Source organism: Pseudomonas sp. UBA7500, assembly GCF_002478435.1.
GTDB classification, from domain to species: domain Bacteria; phylum Pseudomonadota; class Gammaproteobacteria; order Pseudomonadales; family Pseudomonadaceae; genus Aquipseudomonas; species Aquipseudomonas palmensis.
The window spans coordinates 123380-148042 of record NZ_DLNW01000027.1 but is presented as its reverse complement, the minus strand read 5'-3'; the positions used below and the strand labels follow the sequence as shown (position 1 = coordinate 148042).

General features: G+C 64.0%; 23 protein-coding genes. 9 read left to right on the top strand and 14 right to left on the bottom strand.

What is annotated here, in order from left to right; all coding sequences use genetic code 11:
• Positions 1-5 precede the first annotated feature (5 nt).
• On the top strand, positions 6-983 hold the full coding sequence (locus B4I46_RS12530) for an OmpA family protein (protein WP_054914729.1): 978 nt from the start codon (positions 6-8) through the stop codon (positions 981-983).
• A gap of 18 nt (positions 984-1001) precedes the next feature.
• Positions 1002-1649 carry a pyridoxamine 5'-phosphate oxidase gene (gene pdxH / locus B4I46_RS12525; protein WP_043862620.1) on the top strand — a complete coding sequence of 216 codons (648 nt, stop codon included), beginning with the start codon at positions 1002-1004 and terminating at the stop codon, positions 1647-1649.
• Here pdxH and B4I46_RS12520 read toward each other — a convergent pair.
• The gene (locus tag B4I46_RS12520; RefSeq protein ID WP_043862619.1) at positions 1646-1882 is read right to left on the bottom strand and encodes a hypothetical protein; all 237 of its coding nucleotides are present in this window, start codon (positions 1880-1882) and stop codon (positions 1646-1648) included. The genes pdxH and B4I46_RS12520 overlap by 4 nt on opposite strands.
• 147 nt (positions 1883-2029) lie before the next feature.
• Between B4I46_RS12520 and B4I46_RS12515 the strand changes: the two genes are divergently transcribed.
• Positions 2030-2494 (top strand): glycine zipper 2TM domain-containing protein, encoded by a 465-nt coding sequence (locus tag B4I46_RS12515; protein ID WP_043862618.1) that lies wholly within the window; start codon positions 2030-2032, stop codon positions 2492-2494.
• Between the two features lie 91 nt (positions 2495-2585).
• On the opposite strand, the gene nhaA is transcribed toward B4I46_RS12515, so the two are convergent.
• The 4 genes from nhaA to B4I46_RS12495 form a co-directional block, all read right to left on the bottom strand.
• Complete coding sequence (gene nhaA, locus B4I46_RS12510) at positions 2586-3767, bottom strand: Na+/H+ antiporter NhaA (protein WP_054914728.1); 1182 nt, start codon at positions 3765-3767, stop codon at positions 2586-2588.
• Between the two features lie 169 nt (positions 3768-3936).
• Complete coding sequence (locus B4I46_RS12505; protein ID WP_286900438.1) at positions 3937-5556, bottom strand: NAD(P)/FAD-dependent oxidoreductase; 1620 nt, start codon at positions 5554-5556, stop codon at positions 3937-3939.
• 105 nt (positions 5557-5661) lie between these two features.
• A complete protein-coding gene (locus B4I46_RS12500) occupies positions 5662-6336 on the bottom strand; it encodes a COG3650 family protein (RefSeq protein WP_286900436.1) in 675 nt (224 codons plus the stop codon).
• Between the two features lie 70 nt (positions 6337-6406).
• Complete coding sequence (locus B4I46_RS12495; protein ID WP_043862614.1) at positions 6407-7006, bottom strand: short chain dehydrogenase; 600 nt, start codon at positions 7004-7006, stop codon at positions 6407-6409.
• A 103-nt stretch (positions 7007-7109) separates the two neighbouring features.
• Between B4I46_RS12495 and B4I46_RS12490 the strand changes: the two genes are divergently transcribed.
• On the top strand, positions 7110-8060 hold the full coding sequence (locus tag B4I46_RS12490; protein ID WP_043862613.1) for a LysR family transcriptional regulator: 951 nt from the start codon (positions 7110-7112) through the stop codon (positions 8058-8060).
• A 33-nt stretch (positions 8061-8093) separates the two neighbouring features.
• Here B4I46_RS12490 and B4I46_RS12485 read toward each other — a convergent pair whose 3' ends face one another.
• The 5 genes from B4I46_RS12485 to B4I46_RS12465 all read right to left on the bottom strand — a co-directional run bounded on the left by B4I46_RS12485 (position 8094) and on the right by B4I46_RS12465 (position 13078).
• Positions 8094-8795 (bottom strand): ABC transporter ATP-binding protein, encoded by a 702-nt coding sequence (locus B4I46_RS12485; protein WP_043862612.1) that lies wholly within the window; start codon positions 8793-8795, stop codon positions 8094-8096.
• Complete coding sequence (gene livG / locus B4I46_RS12480) at positions 8796-9563, bottom strand: high-affinity branched-chain amino acid ABC transporter ATP-binding protein LivG (protein WP_054914726.1); 768 nt, start codon at positions 9561-9563, stop codon at positions 8796-8798.
• Positions 9560-10816, bottom strand: a complete 1257-nt coding sequence (locus tag B4I46_RS12475; protein ID WP_043862610.1) for a high-affinity branched-chain amino acid ABC transporter permease LivM — start codon at positions 10814-10816, stop codon at positions 9560-9562. The genes livG and B4I46_RS12475 overlap by 4 nt, the downstream gene beginning before the upstream one ends.
• Positions 10813-11736, bottom strand: a complete 924-nt coding sequence (gene livH / locus B4I46_RS12470) for a high-affinity branched-chain amino acid ABC transporter permease LivH (protein ID WP_043862609.1) — start codon at positions 11734-11736, stop codon at positions 10813-10815. The genes B4I46_RS12475 and livH overlap by 4 nt, the downstream gene beginning before the upstream one ends.
• Positions 11737-11959: 223 nt before the next feature.
• Positions 11960-13078, bottom strand: coding sequence for a branched-chain amino acid ABC transporter substrate-binding protein (locus B4I46_RS12465; protein ID WP_043862608.1), 1119 nt, complete (start codon positions 13076-13078; stop codon positions 11960-11962).
• Between the two features lie 355 nt (positions 13079-13433).
• Here B4I46_RS12465 and B4I46_RS12460 point away from each other — a divergent pair, with 355 nt between their 5' ends.
• Positions 13434-13739 carry a DUF2288 domain-containing protein gene (locus B4I46_RS12460; protein ID WP_123752783.1) on the top strand — a complete coding sequence of 102 codons (306 nt, stop codon included), beginning with the start codon at positions 13434-13436 and terminating at the stop codon, positions 13737-13739.
• Positions 13740-13942: 203 nt separating this feature from the next.
• Here B4I46_RS12460 and B4I46_RS12455 read toward each other — a convergent pair whose 3' ends face one another.
• Complete coding sequence (locus B4I46_RS12455; protein WP_054914724.1) at positions 13943-16129, bottom strand: hypothetical protein; 2187 nt, start codon at positions 16127-16129, stop codon at positions 13943-13945.
• 198 nt (positions 16130-16327) lie between these two features.
• Between B4I46_RS12455 and B4I46_RS12450 the strand changes: the two genes are divergently transcribed.
• On the top strand, positions 16328-17215 hold the full coding sequence (locus B4I46_RS12450; protein WP_043862605.1) for an NAD(P)-dependent oxidoreductase: 888 nt from the start codon (positions 16328-16330) through the stop codon (positions 17213-17215).
• Here the strand turns inward: B4I46_RS12450 and B4I46_RS12445 are convergent.
• Complete coding sequence (locus B4I46_RS12445) at positions 17115-19367, bottom strand: putative bifunctional diguanylate cyclase/phosphodiesterase (RefSeq protein WP_286900426.1); 2253 nt, start codon at positions 19365-19367, stop codon at positions 17115-17117. The two genes, B4I46_RS12450 and B4I46_RS12445, sit on opposite strands and share 101 nt — an antisense overlap.
• A 215-nt stretch (positions 19368-19582) precedes the next feature.
• Positions 19583-22429, bottom strand: coding sequence for an RNA polymerase-associated protein RapA (gene rapA / locus B4I46_RS12440; RefSeq protein ID WP_054914722.1), 2847 nt, complete (start codon positions 22427-22429; stop codon positions 19583-19585).
• 116 nt (positions 22430-22545) lie between these two features.
• On the opposite strand from rapA, the gene B4I46_RS12435 reads away from it, so the two are divergent.
• Complete coding sequence (locus B4I46_RS12435; RefSeq protein WP_058540983.1) at positions 22546-23244, top strand: M949_RS01915 family surface polysaccharide biosynthesis protein; 699 nt, start codon at positions 22546-22548, stop codon at positions 23242-23244.
• Between the two features lie 6 nt (positions 23245-23250).
• On the opposite strand, the gene B4I46_RS12430 is transcribed toward B4I46_RS12435, so the two are convergent.
• Complete coding sequence (locus tag B4I46_RS12430) at positions 23251-23865, bottom strand: decarboxylase (RefSeq protein WP_100633623.1); 615 nt, start codon at positions 23863-23865, stop codon at positions 23251-23253.
• 151 nt (positions 23866-24016) lie between these two features.
• On the opposite strand from B4I46_RS12430, the gene B4I46_RS12425 reads away from it, so the two are divergent.
• Together B4I46_RS12425 and B4I46_RS12420 are read left to right on the top strand one after the other, a co-directional pair.
• Positions 24017-24346, top strand: a complete 330-nt coding sequence (locus B4I46_RS12425) for a hypothetical protein (protein ID WP_043862600.1) — start codon at positions 24017-24019, stop codon at positions 24344-24346.
• Between the two features lie 70 nt (positions 24347-24416).
• On the top strand, positions 24417-24578 hold the full coding sequence (locus B4I46_RS12420) for a hypothetical protein (protein ID WP_088513942.1): 162 nt from the start codon (positions 24417-24419) through the stop codon (positions 24576-24578).
• Positions 24579-24663 lie beyond the last annotated feature (85 nt).

The window sequence follows — 24663 nt, the reverse complement described above, 5'->3', positions numbered from 1 at the left end:
CGCTGATGTCTTCACATAAAACCTTAGCTCTCGCCCTGTGCCTGGCCGTGACCGGTTGCGCACAGCACCCTCAGAACGGCTCGGCCGATGGCGGCCATGGTTGGTGGCCCTTCGGCTCCGACAAGGTGGCCGAAAAGGACGTGAAGGATGTGGTCACCGAGAAGGTCGCCCAGGCTGATGCCAAGTCTGAAAGCAGCAGCCGCTGGTGGTGGCCGTTCGGAAACAGCGACAAGGCCCAGAGCCAGGCCCAGGCGGTACCCAAGATCGACGTCAAGGCCACCCAGGCCTGGCTCGACGACTACGAGCCCAAGCTGCGCGAAGCGATCAAGGACAGCAAGTTCGAGCTCGAGCGCCGCGAAGACGTGCTGGTGGTGACCGTACCGGTCGACTCTTCGTATAACCCTGACCGCCCCGCCATGCTGTTGCCGGCCACCCTCGGCCCGATCACGCGCGTGGCCAAGGTGATCGAGACCGACTCCAAGACCGCCGTGCTGGTACTCGGCCATGCCGACAGCAGCGGCGCAGCTGCTGCCAACCAGAAGCTGAGCCAGGAGCGCGCCCAGTCGGTATCGGCGATTTTCCGCCTCAGCGGCCTGCAGCGTGATCGCCTGATGCTGCGTGGCATGGGGTCGGTGGCGCCGCGCGCCGCCAACGACAGTGTGCAGGGCCGAGCCCTGAACCGCCGCGTCGAGCTGCTGTTGACGCCACAGAACACCATGCTGGCGCTGGTGGCCAAGTACCAACAGCCGACCCCTAGCCCGGCCGAACTGGTTGCCGTGCAGGACGTCAAGGCACCGGTCAAGGCCGCTGCCAAGCCCGCCACCAAACCAGCGGCGAAAGCCACTGCGAAAAAAGCCCCGGCCGCCAAGCCGGTGGCCAAGAAGAAGCCGGCTGCAGCCGCTGCCAAGCCGGCCGCCAAGAAAGCCGCCCCGGCCGCGAAGAAAGTCGTTGCCAGCAGCACCAGCCCTGCGAAGACCAACTGATCGTCAAGGAAACGCAGCATGACCCAGACCCTGGCCGATATGCGCCGCGACTACACTCGCGACGGCCTGACCGAAACCCAGGCGCCGGCAGAGCCGTTCGCGTTGTTTCACCAATGGTTCGAGGATGCCGTCAAGACCGAGCAGCCGCCCGTCGAAGCCAACGCCATGACGTTGGCAACGGTGGACGGCGAGGGGCGTCCGCATTGCCGTATCCTGCTGCTCAAGGGGCTGGATGAGCAGGGCTTCACCTTCTTCACCAACTACGAAAGTGCCAAGGGCCATCACCTGCGCGCCAACCCGTTCGCCGCCATGACCTTCTTCTGGCCCACCCTGGAACGCCAGGTGCGCATCGAAGGCAAGGTGGTGAAGGTCACGGCGCAGGAATCCGATGCGTATTACCAGGTACGCCCGCTGGGTAGCCGCCTGGGCGCCTGGGCATCGCCGCAGAGCCGGGTGATCGCCAACCGTGAAGAGCTGCAGGATCTGGTCAAGGCCACCGAGCAGCGCTTCAGCGATACCCAGCCGCACTGCCCCGAGCACTGGGGTGGCTACCGCCTGCTGCCGGAACGCATCGAGTTCTGGCAGGGCCGCCCGAGCCGCCTGCATGATCGTCTCAACTACCGGCTCAAACAGGGCCTGTGGCTGCGCGAGCGCCTGGCCCCTTAACCGGCGCGGTATTCGGCGGCCGCGCGTTCCAGCCAGGCCGCCAATTCCTTGCGTTTGACCTTTTGCGCCCTGGCGCTGTCCAGACGTTGTAGCATGAAGACGCGTTTGTGCTCGTCGTCCCCGGCCAGCGACAGGGCCAGGTCGCGGTCCATCCAGCGCTTGATGCGTACATACAGCCACCCGTGAAAATACAGACCCGCCAGGGTGGTTACGGCGATGATGAAGTAATCCATGTCTATCCTTGCCTGTTGAGTGTTGGGGTCATGGCGGGGATCAAGTGCCTGTACCGACGCTGAATGGAAGCAATTTTATACACCGTGTGTCGTGACAGTGGTCAACGCGCGGAGTCTAATGACTACCTGTCTTCTGGAGATGATCCTATGCGTAAATCAGTTTTGTTGGTGGCGTCGTTCACCACGATGTCGCTGCTGCTTGGCGGCTGTACCTCCAACCTGACCGGCGATTCCTATTCCCGCGATGAAGCCCGTCGCGTGCAACAAGTGCGCATGGGTACCATCGAGTCGCTGCGTCCGGTCAAGATCGAAGGCACCAAGACCCCGATCGGCGGCGGCGCCGGTGCCATCGTGGGTGGCGTGGCCGGCAGCGCGGTAGGCGGCGGTCGTGGCAGTATCGTCGCGGCAGTCATCGGTGCGGTAGCCGGCGGCCTGGCAGGTTCTGCAGCCGAGGAAGGCCTGACCCGCACCCAGGGTGTGGAAATCACCGTGCGTGAAGACGATGGCAGCATGCGCGCCTATGTCCAGCAGGTTCAGCAGAACGAAATCTTCCGGGTGGGCGAGCGCGTTCGCATCATGACCGTGGATGGCACCAGCCGGGTTTCTCACTGAACCTTGTCCTGCAGCCCTCTGGCTATGAGGGCGTGCAAACAAAACCCCGACTCGGCACCGCCGGTCGGGGTTTTTCATTGCCGGTTCGGCATCAACTGCCGACGGCCTTGCGGCTGGCCATGGCGGTTACCGCGTAGCCGATCACCGCTGCCAGGATGGAACCGGTGAGAATGCCCATGCGGTCCATGCCGGCGTACTCGCTGCTGCCCGGCACGAAGGCCAGCGAGCCGACGAACAGGCTCATGGTGAAGCCGATGCCGCACAGGATCGCCACCCCCAGCACCTGGCCCCAGTTGGCGCCACTGGGCAGGGCGGCCAGGCCCAGCTTGATCGCCAGCCAGGTCAGGCCGAACACCCCGACGGTCTTGCCCAGCAGCAGGCCGACCGCGATGCCCATCGGCACATGGTGGGTAAAGCTCTCGGCGGTGACGCCAGCCAGCGACACGCCGGCATTGGCGAAGGCGAACAGAGGCAGGATACCGAACGCCACCCAGGGGTGAAGGGCGTGCTCCAGCGCCAGCAGGGGTGACGGCTCGGCGTTGCGAGTGCGCAGCGGGATGGTCAGCGCCAGGGTGACACCGGCCAGCGTGGCATGCACGCCGCTCTTGAGTACGCACACCCACAGGATCAACCCGATCACCATGTACGGCCCCAGCTTCACCACACCCATCCGGTTCATCGCCACCAGCGCTACCAGGCAGGCGGCGGCCAGCATCAGCGACAGGGTGGACAGGGCGCCGGAGTAGAACAGGGCGATGACGATGATCGCGCCCAGGTCGTCGATGATCGCCAGGGTCATCAGGAACAGCTTGAGCGACACCGGTACACGCTTGCCGAGCAGGGCCAGCACGCCGAGGGCGAAGGCGATATCGGTGGCGGTGGGGATCGCCCAGCCGGCCACGGCGGCGGGGTTGTCCTTGTTGAGGAAGTAGTAGATCAGTGCCGGAACCACCATGCCGCCGATGGCGGCTGCGCCGGGCAGCACGATCTGCGAGGGCCTGGACAGGTGGCCGTCGATGATCTCGCGCTTGACCTCCAGGCCGATGAGCAGAAAGAACAGTGCCATCAGGCCGTCGTTGATCCACAGCAGCAGGGGCTTGGCGATTTGCAGCGCGCCCACCTGGGCCACCACGGGCACGTCGAGCAGGCCGTTGTAGAGGTAGGAGAGGGGGGAGTTGTTGATGATCAGCGCAAGGGCAGCCGCGGCAATCAGCAGCAGGCCGCTGGCTGATTCGAGCTGGAAGAAACGCGTGAATGTGCTGCGTAGAGGCAAGGGTGCTCCTCCATCCTGAAATTCGAAGAGGAACACCCTACCCTGTGGGGATATGCTTTAGAACAAAAACTATATTCTTTTTTGTTATATGCTATTGCGGCTTTTCCGCCAGCAAGGCCAACCCCTGCAGGGGCCGATCTTGCCGGCGAAACGGCCCGCAAGCCCTACCTCACGCTTCCAGGTCCAGCCCCAGCATGTTGCGCGCCACCGCCTCGGCCACACGAATTCCGTCCACGCCCGCCGACAGAATCCCGCCTGCATACCCAGCCCCCTCACCGGCGGGGAACAGTCCCTTCAGGTTCAGGCTCTGCAAGCTGGCATCACGGGTGATGCGCAGCGGCGAGGAGGTACGCGTCTCGATGCCGGTCAACACCGCATCGGGCAGGTTGTAACCCTTGATCTGCCGGTCGAACGCCGGCAGTGCCTCACGGATCGCCTCGATGGCGAAGGCCGGCAGGCTCAGCGCCAGGTCGCCCAGGCTCACGCCCGGCTTGTACGAGGGTTCCACGCTGCCCAGGGCGGTGGATGGCTTGCCGGCGACAAAGTCGCCCACCAGTTGCGCCGGTGCCTGGTAGTTGCTGCCACCCAGCTCATAGGCCAGGCTCTCCAGGCGTTCCTGCAGTTCGATGCCGGCCAGCGGGCCGCCCGGGTAGTCCTGCTCGGGGGTGATGCCGACCACGATGCCAGAGTTGGCATTGCGCTCGTTGCGCGAGTACTGGCTCATGCCGTTGGTGACCACGCGGCCCGGTTCGCTGGTGGCAGCTACCACCGTGCCGCCCGGACACATGCAGAAGCTGTACACCGAACGTCCGTTCTTGGCGTGGTACACCAGCTTGTAGTCGGCCGCGCCGAGTTTCGGGTGTCCGGCATACTTGCCCAGGCGGGCCTTGTCGATCAGGGTCTGCGGGTGCTCGATGCGAAAGCCGATGGAGAACGGCTTGGCTTCCATGAACACGCCCCGCGCATGCAGCATGCGGAAGGTGTCGCGGGCGCTGTGCCCCAGGGCCAGGATCACGTGGCGCGAATGCAGCTGTTCGCCACTTTCGAGTACCACGCCGGTCAGTTGCTCGCCCTCGCTGATCAGGTCGGTGACCTTCTGCTCGAAACGCACCTCGCCGCCCATGGCTTCGATCTGCTGGCGCATGTTCTCGACCATGCCGGTCAGGCGGAAGGTACCGATGTGCGGCTTGTTGACGTACAGGATCTCGTCCGGCGCACCGGCCTTGACGAACTCGTGCAGCACCTTGCGGCCGTGATGCTTCGGGTCCTTGATCTGGCTGTACAGCTTGCCGTCGGAGAAGGTGCCGGCACCGCCTTCGCCAAACTGCACGTTGGACTCGGGGTTGAGCAAGCTCTTGCGCCACAGGCCCCAGGTGTCCTTGGTGCGTTGGCGCACCTCCTTGCCGCGTTCGAGGATGATCGGCTTGAAGCCCATCTGTGCCAGCAGCAGGCCGGCGAAGATCCCGCACGGGCCGAAGCCGACCACGATCGGGCGTTCGGCAAGCTCGGCCGGCGCCTGGCCGACCGGCTTGTAGCTGACGTCCGGGGCCGGGGTGATGTTGTGATCGTCGGCGAACTTCTGCAGCAGCTCAGCTTCGTTGCTGGCTGTCAGGTCGATGGTGTAGATGAACAGCAGTTCGGTGTTCTTCTTGCGCGCATCGTAGCTGCGCTTGAACAGCGTGAAGTCCAGCAGCTGGTCGTCGCTGATCCCCAGGCGCTGCACGATGGCTTCGCGCAGGGCTTCGTCCGGGTGATCCAGCGGCAACTTCAGTTCAGTGATTCGTAGCATGACAGGGTCCAGTATCCCGGCCATCAAAGGGCCGGCGGCTTTGCACAAACCGCCAAGTATAAGCTGTTCGCAGGCGCTTAAGGCAGCTTAAACGCGTGCGGCCGGTCAGTCGTTGCGCGAGCCGCCGTAGTAGCCGCAGCCACGCAGGGTCTGGCCGTCGATGCGCAGTTCGGCGCTCAGGTGGCTGACCGCGCCGGTGGCGATGTCCACGCAGCGCTGCGGGGCGACCCACAGGTCGATGCGCTGGCCATTGGCTTCGGTGCTCAGTGACAGGCGCCCGTCGGGCATCTGTTCTTCCAGGTACGGCACCGCCAACGAGGGCTTGCCAGGGCGGTCGAGCACCATGCCCTGGCCGCTGGCCTTGATGTTCCAGTCTGGCTCATGGCCGCTGGCGCGCAGGATCAGGCGCTTGAAGTTCGGGTCGCTGCAGGCGCTGGAGGAGTGCTCGACGCGGTACAGCTGTTGCACGTCGAGCTGGCCATCGTTGCCGGCCTGCTGGCTGCCGGCCAGCTTGCCGCGCACGTCGGCGAACAGGGTGCCGGGGGTTGCCGCCAGTGCCGAAGCTTCCTGCAGCAGGCCGGTGTTGCCGGTGTCGCGGACCACGAAGCGGCGGCTCTCCTCGCACGGCTTGAACAGCAACTGGCCGCCAGCGGCGGACAGCTCGCCCTGCAGGCGAGTCATGCCGACGGTGGACACCGTCTCGGGTTTGTCTGCCAGCATCTGGCAACCGGCGAACAGGGGCAGCAGGGCGGCTAACAGCAGCGAAGGGGCGGCACGCATCGGGGGGCTCCAGCATCGGGTCCAGAAAAGTGCCGTCACGTTACGCAGCCTGGGGCGCAATCACAAGGCCCTAGCCCACGTGATAGGTCTGCCCGGTCTGCAGCCCCTCCACGCTCTTGGCGTAGGCCAGCGCCACGTCGGCCGCCGGTACCGGCTTGAAGCCGCGAAAGTAGGGGGCATAGTCGGGCATGGCCTCGAGCAGCACGGTCGGACTGATGGCGTTGACCCGCAGCCCGCGTGGCAGCTCGATGGCGGCGGCGCGCACGAAGGCGTCGATGGCACCGTTGACCAGGCTGGCCGAAGTGCCGGTACGGATCGGGTCGTGGCTGGTGACGCCGGTGGTGAAGGTGAACGAGCCGCCGTCATTGATGAACTCGCGACCGATCAGCAGCAGGTTGACCTGGCCCATCAGCTTGTCGTTCAGGCCCAGGGCAAACCCCTGTTCGTCCAGTTCGTCCAGGGGCGCGAACACCACGTTGCCGGCGGCGCACACCAGGGCATCGAAGCGCCCGGTCTGCTCGAACAGGCGGCGAATCGAGGCACTGTCGCTGATATCGGCCTGCAGGTCGCCGCTGTTGCGACCGACCCGGATCACCTCGTGGCGCTGTTCCAGTTCACGGGCCACGGCCGAACCGATGGTACCGCCGGCGCCGATCAGAATGATTTTCATGGGGCTGTTCCTCGCGTGTGGGGTGAGGTTTCAGTCTAGGGTGGATTTTTGCGTGAATAAGCCTGCTAATAGGCAACCTTTGGTTTTCATGCGGAAACAATCCATGAGCGAGCTGGACGATCTGGCGGCCTTTGCGGTGTTGATGGATGCGGGCAGTTTTACCCTGGCCGCGGAGCAGCTGGGCTGGAGCAAGGGGCAGTTGTCCAAGCGCATCAGCCAGCTGGAGAGCAGCCATTCGGTCAAGCTGCTGCACCGCACCACGCGGCGCCTGAGCCTGACCGCCGCGGGCGCAGCGCTGCTGCCCCAGGCCCAGGCGCTGGTGCGCCAGGTGACCCAGGCGCGCCAGGCGCTGTCGCGGCTCAAGGATGACCTGTCGGGCCCGGTGCGGGTGACGGTGCCGGTGTCGCTGGGTGAAACCTTCTTCGAAGGCCTGCTGCTGGAGCTGGGCAACCAGTACCCGCAGTTGCAGATCGAACTGGAACTGGACAATGCCTACCGCGACCTGCTGCGCGACGGCTTCGACCTGGCCATCCGACAGATCCCGGGCAATGACGAGCGCCTGGTGGCGCGGCCGCTGCTGGCCATGCAGGAGCTGACCTGCGCCAGCCCGGCGTACCTGGAGCGCCACGGCACGCCGACCACGCCGCAGGCGCTGGCCGAGCATCGCTGCCTGCTCAACAGTCATTACAGCGGACGCGAGGAATGGCTGTACCACCAGCAGCATGAATTGCTGCGGGTGCAGGTGGCGGGGAATTTTGCCAGCAATCACTACAGCCTGTTGAAGAAGGCGGTGCTGGTGGGGGCGGGGGTGGCGCGGCTGCCGTCCTACATGTTGCATGCCGAGCTGGCGGACGGGCGCTTGTGCTGGTTGCTGCGCGATTACCAGACACGCAGTACGCCGTTGTTCCTGGTGCACCCGTATCAGGGCGGGATGCCCAAACGCGTGCAGGTGGTGGCCGATTACCTGGTGCGCTGGTTCAAGCGTGGCAGCCAGGCGCTGGGTGCGTTGCCGGTACCGGCCCCTTCACCGACAACGCCGGCTCCTGCACTGTAGGAGCCGGCGTTGCCGGCGAAGGGGCCGTCTGGTTCAGCCCCCCAGGTACGCGTCGCGTACTTTCGGGTCGGTCAGCAGCGCTTCACCGGTGCCCTGCATCACCACCCGGCCGTTCTCCAGCACATAGGCACGGTCGGCGATCTTCAGGGCCTGGTTGGCGTTCTGCTCCACCAGGAACACCGTTACACCATCCTTGCGCAGCTGTTCGATGATGTCGAAGATCTGCTGGATGATGATCGGCGCCAGCCCCAGTGACGGTTCGTCGAGCAGCAACAGCTTGGGCTTGCTCATCAGCGCACGGCCGATGGCGAGCATCTGCTGCTCGCCCCCGGACATGGTGCCGCCACGCTGGCTGAAGCGCTCCTTGAGCCGCGGGAACAGGTGCAGCACCTTGTCCATCTGCTCTTGGTAGTCGCCCTTGTCGGTGAAGAACCCGCCCATGGCCAGGTTCTCCTCCACGGTCAGGCGTGCGAACACGCGCCGACCCTCGGGCACCACGGCAATGCTCTTGCGCATGATCTGCGCCGAACTTTGCCCCACCAGCTCCTCGCCCATGTAGCGGATGCTGCCGCTGTGGGCCTGCGGCGACCCGCACAGGGTCATCAGCAGGGTCGACTTGCCTGCGCCGTTGGCGCCGATCAGGGTGACGATCTCGCCCTGGCGAATCTCCACGTTGACGCTGTGAAGCGCCTGGATCTTGCCGTAGAAGGTGGAAACGTTTTCGAACTGCAGCATTTACGCTTCCCCCAGGTAGGCTTTGATCACTTCAGGGTTGTCCCGGATCTGTTGCGGGGTGCCATCGGCCAGCGGCGTGCCCTGGTTGATCACCACGATATGGTCGGAAATGCTCATGACCAGCTTCATGTCGTGCTCGATCAGCAGCACGGTCACCCCGTGTTCCTCACGCAAGGTGCCGATCAGCGCCTTGAGGTCTTCGGTCTCTTTCGGGTTCAGGCCTGCCGCCGGCTCGTCGAGCATGAGGATCCGCGGGCGGGTCATCATGCAGCGGGCGATTTCCAGCCGGCGTTGCTGACCATAGGCCAGGGTGCCGGCGTTACGGTTGGCGAACTCGACCAGGTCGACCTTTTCCAGCCAGTACTGCGCGTACTCCATCGCCTCGTGCTCGCTGCGACGAAAGCCCGGGGTCTTGAACAGGCCGGCGAAGAAGTTGGTGTTCAGGTGACGGTGCTGGGCGATCAGCAGGTTTTCCAGCGCGGTCATTTCCTTGAACAGGCGCACGTTCTGGAAGGTACGCACCACGCCCTTGCGGGCGATCTCGTGGCCGGCCAGGCCCTGGATGGGCTGGCCGTCGAGCAGGATGCTGCCGCCACTGGGCTTGTAGAAGCCGGTCAGGCAGTTGAACACGGTGGTCTTGCCGGCGCCGTTGGGGCCGATCAGTGCCACCACTTGTTTTTCCTTGACGGACAGGGCCACGCCGTTGACCGCCAACAGGCCGCCGAAGCGCATGCTCAGGCCGCTCACTTGCAGAATTTCGCGGCTCATCGACGCAGCTCCATGTGTGGACGTTGCATAGGCAGCAGGCCCTGCGGACGCCAGATCATCATCAATACCATCAGGGCACCGAACATCAGCATCCGGTATTCACTGAAGTCGCGCATCAGTTCGGGCAGCAGGATCATCACGATGGCCGCGAGGATCACGCCCAGCTGAGAGCCCATGCCGCCGAGCACGACAATGGCGAGGATGATCGCCGACTCGATGAAGGTGAACGACTCCGGCGTCACCAGGCCCTGGCGCGCGGCGAAGAAGCTGCCGGCAAAACCGGCGAAGCAGGCACCGAGGGTGAAGGCCGAGAGCTTGATGATGGTCGGGTTCAGGCCCAGCGCACGGCAGGCGATCTCGTCTTCGCGCAGCGCTTCCCAGGCACGCCCGATCGGCATGCGCAGCAGGCGGTTGATCACGAACAGCGCGAGCAGGGCCAGCAGCAGTGCCACCAGGTACAGGAAGATCACCTTGTTGATCGAGTTGTATTCCACCCCGAAGAACTCGTGGAAGGTCTGCATGCCTTCAGCCGCCCTGCGCTCGAAGCTCAGGCCGAAGAACGACGGCTTGGGAATGTTGCTGATGCCGTTCGGGCCGCCGGTGAGGTCGGTCAGGTTACGCAGGAACAGCCGGATGATCTCGCCGAAACCCAGGGTCACGATGGCCAGGTAGTCACCGCGCAGGCGCAGCACCGGGAAGCCCAGCAGGAAGCCGAACGTGGCCGCCATCATCCCCGCGATCGGCAGGCACACCCAGAAGCTCAGGCCGAAGTAGTGCGACAGCAGCGCATAGCTGTAGGCGCCCACGGCGTAGAAGCCCACGTAGCCCAGGTCGAGCAGGCCCGCCAGGCCGACCACGATGTTCAGGCCAAGGCCCAGCATCACGTAGATCAGGATGAGCGTGGCGATGTCGACCGCACCGCGCGAACCGAAGAACGGCCACACCAGGGCAACCGCGATCAGGCCCAGGATGATGTAGCGCTGGGTGCGCGGCAGGGTCAGGAAGTTGCTGACCTTGGGCGATATCAGTGCACCCCGGGGGGCGGACCGCATCATCGCGCTCCATTGCTTGTCGAACAGCACGCGCAGGAACATCAGCACCGAGCACACCACAATCACGCTCAGGGCCAGGGGCCCCTGGCCATGCACCTGCAGGCTGATACCGACGATGCTGAGTTTCAGGCCCAGTACCGGGAATGCCACGGCCCAGACCAGCAAGGCGCTGAAAAACGCCGATTTGAGATTTCTGCTCATACTTTCTCGACCTCCGGACGGCCCAGGATGCCGGTCGGACGGAACAACAACACCAGAACCAGAAGACCGAATGCCACCACGTCCTTGTACTGGTCACCGAAGATATCGGCGCCAAAGGCCTCGGCCACGCCCAGCACCAGCCCGCCGAGCATGGCGCCCGGAATGCTGCCGATGCCGCCCAGTACCGCCGCGGTAAAGGCCTTCAGGCCTACCAGGAAGCCGGCGTTGGGGTTGATCACGCCGTACTGCATGCTCAGCAGTACCGCTGCCACGGCCGCCAGGGCCGCACCGATCACGAAGGTCAGGGCGATGATGTTGTTGGTGTTGATACCCAGCAGGTTGGCCATCTTGATGTCTTCGGCACAGGCGCGACAGGCGCGGCCCAGGCGTGAACGCGAGATGAACAGGGTCAGCCCGGTCATGGCCACCAGGGTGACGACGAAGACCAGGATCTGCATGTAGGAAATCAGGACTTCCTCGGCGCCGCCCGGCCCGAAGGAGATGCTCCCCGGAATCAGGTTGGGGATCGACTTGTCCTTGGAATCCTGGGCAAGCAAGACAGTGTTCTGCAGGAAAATCGACATGCCGATGGCAGAGATCAGCGGGATCAGCCGGTTGCTGTTGCGCAAGGGGCGGTAGGCGACCCGTTCGATGCTGTAGCCATAGGCGCTGGTGACCACGATGGTCGCGATGAACGCGGCGGTCATCAGTATCGGCAGTGAGTCGATGCCCATCATGGCCAGCCCGGCAAGGGCGATGAAGGCCACGTAGGAACCGATCATGTACACCTCGCCGTGGGCGAAGTTGATCATTCCAATGATGCCGTAAACCATTGTGTAGCCAATGGCTATCAAGGCATAGGTGCTGCCAATGGTCAGGCCATTAACCAGCTGTTGGAAGAAGTGATAGATCTCAGGCATTACAGCGCTCCTAAAAACCCGATACGCATTTCACTGGTGGGCTTGCGCCCGTCCCGGCTTGTGGTCTGAGGCCACTTCGCACGGGCACTGCCAGCGAACCGCTGGTGACGGTTTTAAGATTTTCAGGTGAACCTGCTCCCGGATCGCGGGAATCAGGCCCATGAACCTCGTAAAACAAAGCCCACTGCTCGCACAGTGGGCTTGTAGTCATGGAGTGACGGGATTACTGAGGGGAAACTTCGGTTTTAGGTTTGCCGAAATGCCATTCGTAGACGACGAACTTGAAGTCCTTCAGGTCGCCGTTCTTGTCATAGGACAAGTCGCCGGTAGGGGTCTTGAAGGTGCCGGTGTGCAGGGCCTGTGCGACCTTGTCGGTGTCTTCGCTCTTGGCCGCCTTGATGCCTTCGGCGATCAGTTCCACCGCCGAGTAGGCCGGGAACACGAACGGACCGCTCGGGTCCTTGCCGTCAGCCTTGATGGCGTCGACGATGGCCTTGTTCGCAGGGTCGGCGTCGAACGACTTGGGCAGGGTTACCAGCAGGCCTTCGGAAGCGCCCTGGGCGATCTGCGAGATCGAGTCGTTGCCAACGCCCTCTGGGCCCATGAACTTGGCCTTCAGGCCTTTTTCCTGAGCCTGGCGCAGGATCAGGCCCAGCTCTGGGTGGTAGCCGCCGTAGTACACGAAGTCGACGTTGGCTTGCTTGAGCTTCTGGATGATCGAGGAGAAGTCCTTGTCGCCGGCGTTCAGGCCTTCGAACACGGCAACCTTGGTGCCTTTGCCTTCCAGGGTCTGCTTGACCGCGGTGGCGATGCCTTCACCGTACTGCTGCTTGTCGTGCAGTACCGCAACCACCTTGGGCTTGACGTGGTCGGCGATGTAGTTGCCGGCGGCCGGGCCCTGGGCGCTGTCCAGGCCGATGGTGCGGAAGATCAGCTTGTAGCCGCGGGAGGTGATTTCCGGGCTGGTGGCAGCCGGGGTGATCATGATCACGCCTTCATCTTCATAGATGTCGGACGCTGGTTGAGTGGAGCTGGAGCACAGGTGGCCGACCACGAACTTGACGCCATCGTTGACCACTTTGTTGGCGACTGCCACGGCCTGTTTAGGGTCGCAGGCGTCGTCGTATTCCTTGGCTTCGAGCATCTTGCCGTCAACGCCGCCCTTGGCGTTGATGTCCTTGATGGCCTGTTTTGCACCGATGAACTGCATGTCACCGTATTGAGTAACCGGACCGGTCTTCGGGCCGGCGATGCCGATCTTGATGGTATCGGCGGCAACTGCATGGCTGGCAACCCCGGCCAGAACCATTGCGGCGAACAGCTTGGAAATCTGCTTACTCATAGTGCTCCACTCATTCTGTTGTAATTTTTATAGTCCTGGTGCCCAGGGCTACGGACCGGGATACCGTGACGGCCACGCCGTCCCGCCTTTCCCGTGTTCCCCCGCAAAATGCCCTGGCAACTGTACCGGTACAGTGTAGAGCGCCGCTTGATCGATTGAAAAGCGGGCTTTTCGGGGCAAAATCCGGGGGTGTCGCCTAATCGACAGAAAGTTACATAAAGGCGCCGCCAATTTGCCAGCATGCTGCGGCGGGGCGTGATCTTCATGGCCTTGTCGATCAATTACTTATTTGAAACTGGGTTTTTCTGCAAAAATAGCGACCTTTCAGTGGTCGAATTATTTCTGGTAGGAACCCATGACAGATCAACCAAGCACCCTCTATGCCAAATTGCTCGGCGAGACTGCAATCATCGAGTGGAAAGCGCTGGAGCGTTTTTGGGCCAAGGGTGACCTGATTTGGGTCGAACCGTCGCTGGACCTGATCGAGGTGGCGTCGGCAATGGCCGAAAACCGCAGTGAAACCGTGGAAAAATGGCGAAATGATGGCACGGTCGTGCCGGTGACTGCCGAGCAGGCGCTAGACCTTTCGCACACGATTGCGCCGATCTGGGCAGTGGTGGTTTCGCCGTTTATCGTGATTCAGAAAAAGCCCGCGCCCTGATCTGGTGCGCAAAAACGAACAGCCGGAAGATTTTGGTGCGCGAGGGCGTTCAGGCGGGGTGGTTGTTGGTAACAGTGGGGCAGGGGTTCAAAAAACGCGGTAACAGTTCTTGCCTCATCGCGGGTCAAGCCCGCTCCCACAGGTTGGTGGAGACCTTGTGGGAGCGGGCTTGACCCGCGATGGCCGCAAAGCCGCCGCGCAGATTACTCGTAGTCTGTCTTGCCCGTATGGCTGTTGAGCGAAATCACCCGCGTCTTGCCGATGCGGTGACGGTAGATCTCGCGCAGGTACTTCACCGCCTTCTTCACGCACTCGCGTGACAGGCGGATATCGTTGATCGACACGAACTTGCTCTTGTCGTTGATCAGCTCGCGGTACTTCTTCTCGTACATCGGCTTGATCGCGTACCAGTTGGTATCGAGGATCTTGGCCGGGTTCTCGAACTCGTTGAGCAGGTCGTCGATACGGTCCTCGTCGAATTCCTCACGGGTGATGAAGTCGAGGATGGCGTTGTCCAGCGTGTCGTCGAAACGGTACGGGGTGCGCGCGAAACAGCGCTTGATGAACGCCACGATCAGGGTCAGGAAGTCGTCCGACAGGCACGGGCTCTTGGCGATCAGGGTGGTCAGCGAAAGGTTGGCCGAGGCGCCGATCACCAGCGCGTAGCGCTTGAGCGTGGTGTTGGGGAACAGGCTGTTGAGGTGGGTCTTGAGCCGGTTCAGGTCCATGTACGAGAGCTTGTAGTCCTTGGGCAGGGACACGATCGACACCACCGACGAGCAGTTCTTGAAGAAGTGCAGGTCATGCAGCGCCGCGGCGTCGTAGCCGGAGGTCTTGTACTGCTCCAGGGCCGCGCGATAGCGCTTGGACTCGATCGGCAGCAGGCTGATGCCCTCGATCGCCTGGGTCACCTTGTTGAAGTGCGGCAGGTCGATGGAGCGGAAGAACAGGTCGTCGATGTTGAGCTGCGGCTTCTCTTTCTCGAACACCTTGAACTTGTCGTTGCCTGGCGTCGGCTGCTCGGGCACTACCGATTCGGCGTAGGCGATGGCCACCGGGCCGGCCAGGCTCATGAACAGGTCGTTGGCATCCAGGCGGATGGTCTCGCCGATGTCGATGCCGGCGCGCCGGAAGTAGTTCTGGTCGTAGTCGGTGGTCACCGCCTGGGCGGTGAGGATGTTGAAGATCTGCTGCGAGATGTACTGGTTGGCGTGCTTCTCCATGGCATTGACGTCAATGTCCTGGATGTTGCCGTCATCGTTCTCCTCGGCATAGCGCATGATGTCGTTGGAGATCAGCATCATCGCGTTCCACGGACGGATACGCCCCATCACGCTGGCTTCGCTGCTGTCCTCGTTGTCGAAGTTGTACGAGAAGTCCCATTCCTCCGACAGGTACTTGCACAGCAGGCGGCCGGCGTTGATGTGCAGTGCCTCGGACATCTCGCTGCGGTGGTCGGAGATGTTCGGCAGCACGCAGATGCCGCTGGTGAAGATCGGCTCGAAGACGAAGGAGTGCCCGCTCTTGGTGTCGTTCTCGTCGGCCGGCTTGGTGTCGAACGTCTTGTTCATGTACGAGAACTGCTGGGCCAGGCCGAACTCCGAAGCCATGCCCGAGCCGGTACCGCCACCGGCGCTGAAGATGTAGAAGTACAGGCGCGACTGGTTGGCCTTGATGCCGCACGAGTCGATCAGGTACGAGTGGATCAGCTTCCAGTCGGCACTGGAGAAGCGCTGGGTTTCCTTGTTGAGGATGATCTTGGCCAGGTACTGGCCCAGGATCGGCGCGTTGCCGGCGCCGCCCGCATGCACCTCGGACAGGTCCATGATCTTCATCTTGCTGTAGTCGCGCAGAAAGCCGCTCTTCTCGCCCTTGCGCGAAAAACGGATGCGCCCGGCGATGTCCTTGTCCAGGTCGCCCAGCATCACCAGCGGTTCCACCAGGAACACCGGCTTGGCGCCCTTATTCTGCACCAGGCGCAGGTTGTTGCGGATCCAGCGGCCCGGGCTGTAGGGCTGCTCGCCGGCGTGGCGGTCTTCGTTGTTGAATTCGTTGAGGTAGAAGGTGCGGGCGTTGTACACCAGCTCCGCCACATCCAGGGCAATGTTCGAACCGCAACGACCCAGGCCGATCAGGCACACCGAAGGGAACTGCTGGTCCAGGCGCAACTGGGTATCATCTTCGACATGCACACTGGGCGGGAACACCAGGTCGCGCAGGCCGTCGAGGTTGTCCAGGATGCGCTGGATATCGGTCTCGGTGTAATACAGGTACTGCTGCGGCGTAGCCGCGCGCGGGCTGTAGTATTCTCGAGGCGCCGGGGCGGTGAGCGCGGTGGAGGATGACATCAGCTCGGAAACCGCGGTGGCAGAAGTATTCTTTGAGGTCATTTTGCGCCATTTGCCTGGGTGGACGGCTGGTAAAAGTCGATATCATCGAGCCATCACGGGATAAGTTTCGCGACTGTATCAGTGCGCCTTTGGCGTGAGCGATAGGGTCCTGCCCTATAACCCTCTAAGGGTTTTCCTGTCACGTCTGAGAACTGAATCGTCCGCATCGCCAACTTCTTTAATTTGCCAGGAGCTGTCATGAGCATTGCACTACCTTCGCTGGGGTTCGCCGGTATCGGTCTGATGGGGTTGCCCATGTGTCGGCGGCTGCTGGCGGCCGGTTTTCCGTTGACCGTGTGGAACCGTTCATCGGACAAGTGCGCGCCACTGGTGGCCGCCGGGGCAAGCCAGGCGAACAGCCCGGCAGAGCTCTGCGCGGCGGCGGACGTGGTGATGCTGTGCCTGGCCGACACCCAGGTGGTGCACGAGGTGGTGTTCGGTGACGACGGTATCGCCGCAGGCGGCGCGGCCGGGCAGCTGCTGGTGGATTTTTCCAGCCTGGAGCCCGGCGCCACGCGGCAAATGGCCGCACAGCTGAGGCAGGCCTGCGGCATGCACTGGCTGGATGCACCGGTGTCGGGCGGCACCCCGGGCGCCGAGGCCGGTAGCCTGGCGATCATGGTCGGCGGCGAGGCGGCCGATCTTGAGCGGGTGCGCCCGGTGCTCCAGGTGCTGGGGCAGCGGGTCACGCACATGGGGGCGGTGGGGGCAGGGCAGGTGACCAAGGCCTGCAACCAGATGATCGTGGCCTGCAACGCACTGGTGATTGCCGAGGTGGTGGCCCTGGCCGAACAGTCAGGGGTGGATGCCAGCCTGATCGCCGAAGCCCTGGCGGGCGGTTTCGCCGATTCCAGGCCGCTGCAGATCCTGGCCCCGCAAATGGCCGAGCAGCGTTACGAGCCGGTGAAGTGGCACGTGCGCACCTTGCTCAAGGACCTGGATACGGCGGTCAAGTTTTCCCGCGAGCAGGGCTCGGCCACCCCGATCAGCGGCCTGGCGGCGCAGCTGATGCGCTTGCACGGCAGCCAGGGTTACCTGGAAAAGGATCCCGCAACCCTGGTCGAGCTGTTTCGCCGCAAGCCATAGGCAGGTCGCTGCACTGGTTGAGGCTGCCGAGCACCGCGTGCAGCTCGCCCATCGGTACCGGGCGGCTGAACAGGTAGCCCTGCAGAAAGTCGCAGCCCTGCTGGCGCAGGAACTGGTACTGCTCGACGGTTTCCACTCCCTCGGTCACCACCTTCAGGTGCAGAGTGTGGGCCATGATGATGATGGCCTGCACGATGTCCATGTCCTGCTCGGAGTGGGGGATGTCCTGGATGAACGAGCGGTCGATCTTCAGCGTGTCCAGCGGCAGGCGCTTGAGGTAGGCCAGCGATGAGTAGCCGGTGCCGAAGTCGTCGATCGAGAGTGAAACGCCCTTGGCCCGGATACGCTTGAGCAGGGCGATGGTGTTGTGGATGTTGCCCATCAGCGCGTTTTCGGTCACCTCCATTTCCAGGCGCCAGGCCGGCAGCCCCGCGCTGAACAGCGCATCTTCCACTTCGCTGACGAGTTCTTCGCGGCCCAGGGTCAGCGCCGAGCAGTTGACGGTGACCTTGAGTTGGTCGAAGCCATGGCGGCTCAACTGCGCCAGGTCCTGGCAGGCGCGGCGCAACACCCACAGGTCGAGCTCGCCGATCAGGCCGTTGGCTTCGGCAATGCCGATGAAGCGGTCGGGGCTGAGCAGGCCGTGCTGCGGGTGCTGCCAGCGGATCAGCGCTTCGAGCTTGGCCACCTGGCCGCTGGCCAGGTCGAAGATCGGCTGGTAGTGGATGCGCAGCCCGCGTTCTTCGAGCAGGGCCACGCGCAGCTCCTCCTCCAGTTGCAGCTCCAGGGTGGCGCGGGTTTTCAGGTTGCTGCTGAAGAAGTTCAGGTTGTTGCGCCCGCAGCCCTTGGACTGATACAGCGCCAGGTCCGCGTGCTTGAGCAGCTCGTCGCAGCTTTCGCCATCGTCGGGGAACACGCTGATGCCGATGCTGGTGGTCATCACCATGCGCCGGCCGCTCAGGTCGATCGGTTCCTTGACCTTGTGCATGATGCGCTGCGCCAGGTGGCGGGCCTCGTCGCGGTTGTGCAGGCCGATCAGAATGCAGAACTCGTCGCCGCCGAAGCGGGCCACCACGTCGTGGCTGCGGGTGGCGCTCTTGATCTGCGCGGCGATCACCTGCAGCAGCTGATCCCCCGCGTCATGGCCCAGGCTGTCGTTGATGCGCTTGAAGTGGTCGATGTCCAGGAACATCACCGCCAGCATGCCGCCGCTGGCCGCCTGTTCGGCCAGGCGCTCGGCGAACAGCTGGTTGAAACCGCGACGGTTGACCAGGTTGGTCAGTGCATCGTAGTGCGCCGCCTGTTGCAGCGAGACCCGTGCCTGGTCCAGCTGGCTGAGCAGCATGTTGACCCGGCGCAGGTCGTGCTCCTTGCTCTGCAGCTTCTTGTCCGACAGGGCGGCGCTGATGCAACTGGCGCTGATCAGCAGGGCGACGAAGGCGATGGCCAGGCTCAGGTGCAGGCTGTTGTCGGTGATCGGCAACTGCAGCGGCGCGTCCACGGGCAGCACCAGGGTCAAGGCCCACATGCCGGTGAAATGGGTAGCAATGATGCCGGTGGCCATCACCAGGCTGGCGACGTACTTGGGCCAGTTGCTCTGGGCCGGGCGGTAGCGGGTCAGCAGCAACGCCAGCAGGCTGACGCCGAAGGCGACCACCACCGAACTTGCCAGCAGGTCGGCGCGGTAGAACTGCGAGGCGTTGGAGCGCATGGCTGCCATGCCGGTGTAATGCATGGCGCCAATGCCCAGGCCGATGGCGATGGCCGCCAGCACATGCTGGTGCAGGCGCGGCTGGGGTGTGCCGAGCAGGTTCATCGCACTCCAGGCGGCGAGCAGCATCAGCAGCAGCGATACGGCCGTCAGGGCCAGGTCGTAGTGCACCTCGAGGGGGGCCTGGAAGGCGAGCATGCCGATGAAGTGCATGCCCCACACGCTGCAGGCCAGGCAGAAGGTGCCGAGCAGGCGCCATTGACGTTGGGCGGCGCTGTGCTCGGCATTGCCCACGCGTTCGATGATGTCGAGGGTGGCGAAACTGCCCGCGCAGGCGACCAGGTAGGCAAGTGCCACCAGGTAAGGGTTGTGCCGGCAATCGAGAAGCAATTGTCCGGTTGCGGGAAGTTCGGCGAGTACATGCAGCCCCTGCCACTCCATAGCATGCCTCTTGGTCCGGTGTGCACGCGGCCTCCAGCGGAGTGGAGACGGTTTTGGCTGAGTATAGGAAGAGAGCATTAACCCATCGGGATTAATGGCAGATTGACTTGTATGGATTGGAGATTGGGGCGATAGCGTTTGGTTCTAAAACCGAGTCGCGCCCTTGGCCGGCAAGGCCGGCTCCTGCATCGATCATGCAGGAGCCGGGCAGTGGGTCAGCCGGCGACCAGTACCCGAATTGCCTCAAGGCGCAGTGCGGCCTTCTCCAGCATCGCCAGGCCCTGCTCGCGTTGCGCACGCAAGGCCTGGATTTCGGTGTCGCGCACGGTCGGGTTGACCGCCTGCAACGCGGTCAGGCGCGCCAGTTCTTCATCGGTTTCGGCTGCCAGGCGGCGCTGCGCCTCGGCCACACGCTCGGCGTGGCGCGGCATGATCTTGGCCTCGCCGGCATTGATGCGCGGGGTCAGGACATCGCGCTGGGCCTGGATGAACTTGTTGGCGCTGGCCTTGGGCACGCTTTCGAGCTGGTCGTTGAGGGTCTCGAACGACACCCGCGCCGCCAGGTCGTTGCCGTTGGTGTCGAGCAGGCAGCGCAGCGCTGCCGGCGGCAGGTAGCGGCCCAGTTGCAGGGCGCGCGGGGCTACCACTTCGCTGACGTACAGCAGTTCGAGCAGCACGGTGCCCGGCTTGAGCGCCTTGTTCTTGATCAGCGCCACCGCGGTATTGCCCATCGAGCCGCTGAGCACCAGGTCCATGCCGCCCTGCACCATGGGGTGTTCCCAGGTGATGAACTGCATGTCCTCGCGCGACAGCGCCTGGTTGCGGTCGTAGGTGATGGTCACGCCTTCGTCGTCGCCCAGCGGGAAGCTGGCGTCGAGCATCTTCTCGCTCGGCTTGAGGATCAGGGCGTTTTCCGAGTGGTCCTCGCTGTCGATACCGAAGGCGTCGAACAGGGTTTCCATGTAGATCGGCAGGGCGAACTGGTCGTCCTGCTCGAGGATCGCCTCCACCAGCGCCTGGCCTTCGCCGGCACCACCGGAGTTGAGCTCCAGCAGGCGGTCGCGGCCGCTGTGCAGCTCCGACTCCAGGCGCTGGCGCTCGGCGCAGGCTTCGTTGACCAGCGCTTCCCATTCGCCGTCGTCGCCGCTTTCCAGCAGCGGCAGCAGGCGCGGGCCGAACTGGTGCTGCAGGGCGTTGCCGGTAGGGCAGGTATTGAGGAAGGCATTGAGTGCCTGGTGATACCACTGGAACAGGCGCTCCTGCGGGCTGTTCTGCAGGTGCGGCACATGCAGCTCGATGGTGTGTTTCTGCCCGATACGGTCCAGGCGGCCGATGCGCTGTTCCAGCAGGTCGGGGTGGGCCGGCAGGTCGAACAGCACCAGGTGGTGGGCGAACTGGAAGTTGCGGCCTTCGCTGCCGATTTCCGAGCAGATCAGCACCTGCGCGCCGAACTCTTCGTCGGCAAAGTAGGCGGCGGCGCGGTCGCGCTCCAGGATGCTCATGCCCTCATGGAACACCGTGGCCGGAATGCCCGAGCGCACGCGCAGGGCGTCTTCCAGGTCCATCGCGGTTTCGGCGTGGGCGCAGATCACCAGCACCTTGACCCGCTTGAGCATCTTGAGGGTGTCGATCAGCCATTCGACCCGTGGGTCGAAGCGCCACCAGCGGCTCTCTTCGTCGCTGTCGCCCTGGGCCTGGAAGCTGACTTCCGGGTACAGGTCGGCATGCTCGCCCACCGGCAGTTCCATGTACTCGTCGGGGCACGGCAGCGGGTAGGCGTGCAGCTGGCGCTGCGGGAAGCCCTGCACCGCAGCGCGGGTGTTGCGAAACAGCACGCGGCCGGTGCCGTGGCGGTCCAGCAGCTCGCGGATCAGGCGTGCGCTGGCCTGGGTGTCGCCATCGTTGACTGCGGCCAGCAGCGCCTCGCCTTCGGCACCCAGGAAGCCCTGGATGGTGGCGTGGGCCTTGGGCGACAGGCGGCCTTCATCGAGCAGCTCCTGCACCGCCTCGGCCACCGGGCGATAGTTGTCGCTCTCGGCGCGGAACGCGGCCAGGTCGTGGAAACGGTTGGGGTCGAGCAGGCGCAGGCGTGCGAAGTGGCTGTCCTGGCCCAGTTGCTCGGGGGTGGCGGTCAGCAGCAGTACGCCGGGGATGACCTCGGCCAGTTGCTCGACCAGCGCGTACTCCGGGCTGACCTGGTCTTCGTGCCACACCAGGTGGTGCGCCTCGTCGACCACCAGCAGGTCCCAGCCGGCGGCGAACAGCGCGTCCTGGGCCTTTTCATCCTCGGTCAGCCACTCCAGCGCCACCAGCGCCAGTTGCGCATCCTCGAACGGGTTGCTGGCATCGCTTTCGATGAAGCGCTCGGCGTCGAACAGAGCCACCTGCAGGTTGAAACGGCGGCGCATTTCCACCAGCCACTGGTGCTGCAGGTTCTCCGGCACCAGGATCAGCACGCGGCTGGCGCGACCCGTGAGCAGCTGGCGATGGATCACCAGGCCGGCTTCGATGGTCTTGCCCAGGCCCACTTCGTCGGCCAGCAGTACGCGCGGGGCGATACGGTCGGCCACTTCGCGGGCAATGTGCAACTGGTGGGCGATAGGCTGGGCACGGGTGCCGCCCAGGCCCCACAGCGACGACTGCAACTGGCGGCTGGTGTGTTCCAGGGTGTTGTAGCGCAGCGAGAACCACGCCAGCGGGTCGATCTGCCCGGCGAACAGGCGGTCGCTGGCCAGGCGGAACTGGATGAAGTTCGACAGCTGGGTTTCAGGCAGGGTGCAGGCCTGGTTCTGGGCATCGAGGCCGTGGTAGACCATCAGGCCGTCGATGACCTCGACTTCGCGCACGGTCAGCTTCCAGCCTTCGAAGTGGGTGATCTGGTCGCCCGGCGAGAAACGCACGCGGGTCAGGGGCGCATTGCGCAGGGAGTACTGGCGGGTGTCGCCAGTGGCCGGGTAGAGCACGGTCAACAAGCGGCCGTCCTGTGCCAGAACGGTCCCTAGACCCAGCTCGGCTTCGCTGTCGCTGATCCAGCGTTGCCCCGGTTGATACTGCTGCGCCATACTGCCTGACTCCCGCCATTCAAAAGGCGACTATCTTAACGGATAGGGCTGCACAGACCAAAGCGTCTGGCGATTTCATCGACGAAAGCCGTCTTTGCCACCACAGGCCTCGACCCATGCTCCGACACCCTCTGCTGTCCCTCCCGTTACGCCACTGCATCGTACTGGCCAGCCTGGCCTCGCTCGGCGCCTGCGACCAGCAGGGTTTCGAACTGCTGCCACCACTGGAGCCCCCGGCGCTGGCGGCGCTGGGCGTGCAGGTGCCGGTGCAGAACGTGCACTTTCGCGACCGCGACGGCGAGGCGGTGCTGGTGCTCAGCCGTCTGGACGACCAGGTCAGCGACGAGGAAACCCAGCAGGAGGTCGACCGGGTGGTGCTCACCGCCACCCTGTATGGCCGCAGCCACGACGCCCAAACCTACAAGGCGCGCTGGACCATCGAGAATGAAACCACCTGCCCGGGGCTGGACCTGGACGTGGGCTTCTATACCGACGTCAGCGGCGCCAGCGACCTGAACAACGATGGTGTGGCCGAACTGACCGTTGCCAGCCATTCCTTTTGCGGCGGCGGTGTCGACCCGCAGGACCTGCATGTGGAACTGCGCGAAGGGGCCGCCAGCTACGTGATCAACGGCCAGTCGTTGATCGCCCCGGAAGGCGAGGATGCCTTTGGTGGTGAACGCGAAGACGGCCCCACCCTCAAGGACGCACCGCCGGTGCTGCGCGAACACCTGGAGAAGGTCTGGAACAGCGTGCTCAAGCGCCCGTGGAGCGAAGCGGCGCCCGAACCGGACGATGACGACCCCGATCAGTAGGGCACGTCAGTAGGTGGCGACGGGGACTTCCACCGTATAGCGGTGCTGCGGGTTGCGTGTGTCAGTCAGGGTGTACCGGCTCATCGAGCCGTTGTCGTTGGCCATCGGCTGGGTATCGATGTCGACGGTGAACGTCTGGCCACCGGTGTGCAGCGTGCCCTGGGGTGTGATTCGCGCATCGGCCGGGACGAGCAGGCCCCCCAGGTGGCCGTAGCCATTTTCATCGAAGTGATAGTCGACCAGGGCGTCGCGTCGTTGCAGGGCGAACACCTCGGGCAGGTAGGGCCGGTGGTCGATGTTCCAGTCATTGCGCAGGTCGCTCACCCAGACGCCCGGCAGGTCGAAACGGTGGCGCAGCAGGCTGTCTTCAAGCGGCACGCTGACCACCTCCAGGCAACACACGGTCTGCTTGCGCTGCTCGTCCAGCACGGCCATGCGCGTGCCGCGGGCAACCACTGCCGGCAGCATGGCAAATGCCATGTTCTCTTCGATATACCCGGCATCGGCCGCCGTGGCGAGGTTGCGCCAGCCACCGAACAGCACCGGGGCCGGGTCGGCCATGGCCGCAAGGCCGGCCGTGGCCAGGCCGATACTCGCCAGGAGGCGATAGGGGATACGCATCGTAGGCTCCTGCCTTATAGGGCGAAAAACGGGAAGCGCAGCGTACTATACTCAGGCACACCCCTGGCTGTGACGGGTGCCACACTTTTGCCATCGGCGCTCAAGGCTGCCGTTTGGCAGCCGACACATTGGCGACAGGAGAACAACAACCATGCTGCCGCCCATCATTCCCCTCAGTGCCGCCCCGGTCACCACGCAACACGACCCGGTCAAGCAGCCGCCGACCATCGCCCCCGTGGTGCCGGCCCAGCCCAGCGCCACCGACAGCAATATCGATTTCAAGAAGCGCGACCCGCAGGAGTCGGGGGTACTGCTGCGTGACGAGCAGCGCCGCCGCCAGGGCAAACGCCGCAAGGCCCCGGACGAAGAGCTGTACCAGGCCCTGCCGGGCGACGAGGTCAACGCCGACAACACCGTGCCGGTGGCGCCGTTGATGGGCGAACAGCCGCGCCAGGGCCTGCTGGTGGACATCGAAGTCTGAGCGGGGCTGTTCAGTGCGGGCGCGAGCCCTCATCATGGCGACTTCCGCAGTCCGTTCCACGAGCCTGAACATGAGCCAAGACGACAACCTGATCGATTTCGGCGCCGAGCGCGCCCGTCGCGTGCACGACCTCAAGGAAAAGCGCCTGAACGAAGTGCGTCAGGCGTTCGAGCAGGCAATGCCCCTGGGCAAGGGCAAGAAAAAGCCCAAGGGCAAGCCGAAGAAGCGCTGATTCTTGATGCAGGTCAACCCTGCACCCGCCTCGCGCGTCCGTTGATGGGCGCCATTGACCTCGGTCAATTTCCTCTCCCGCCCCA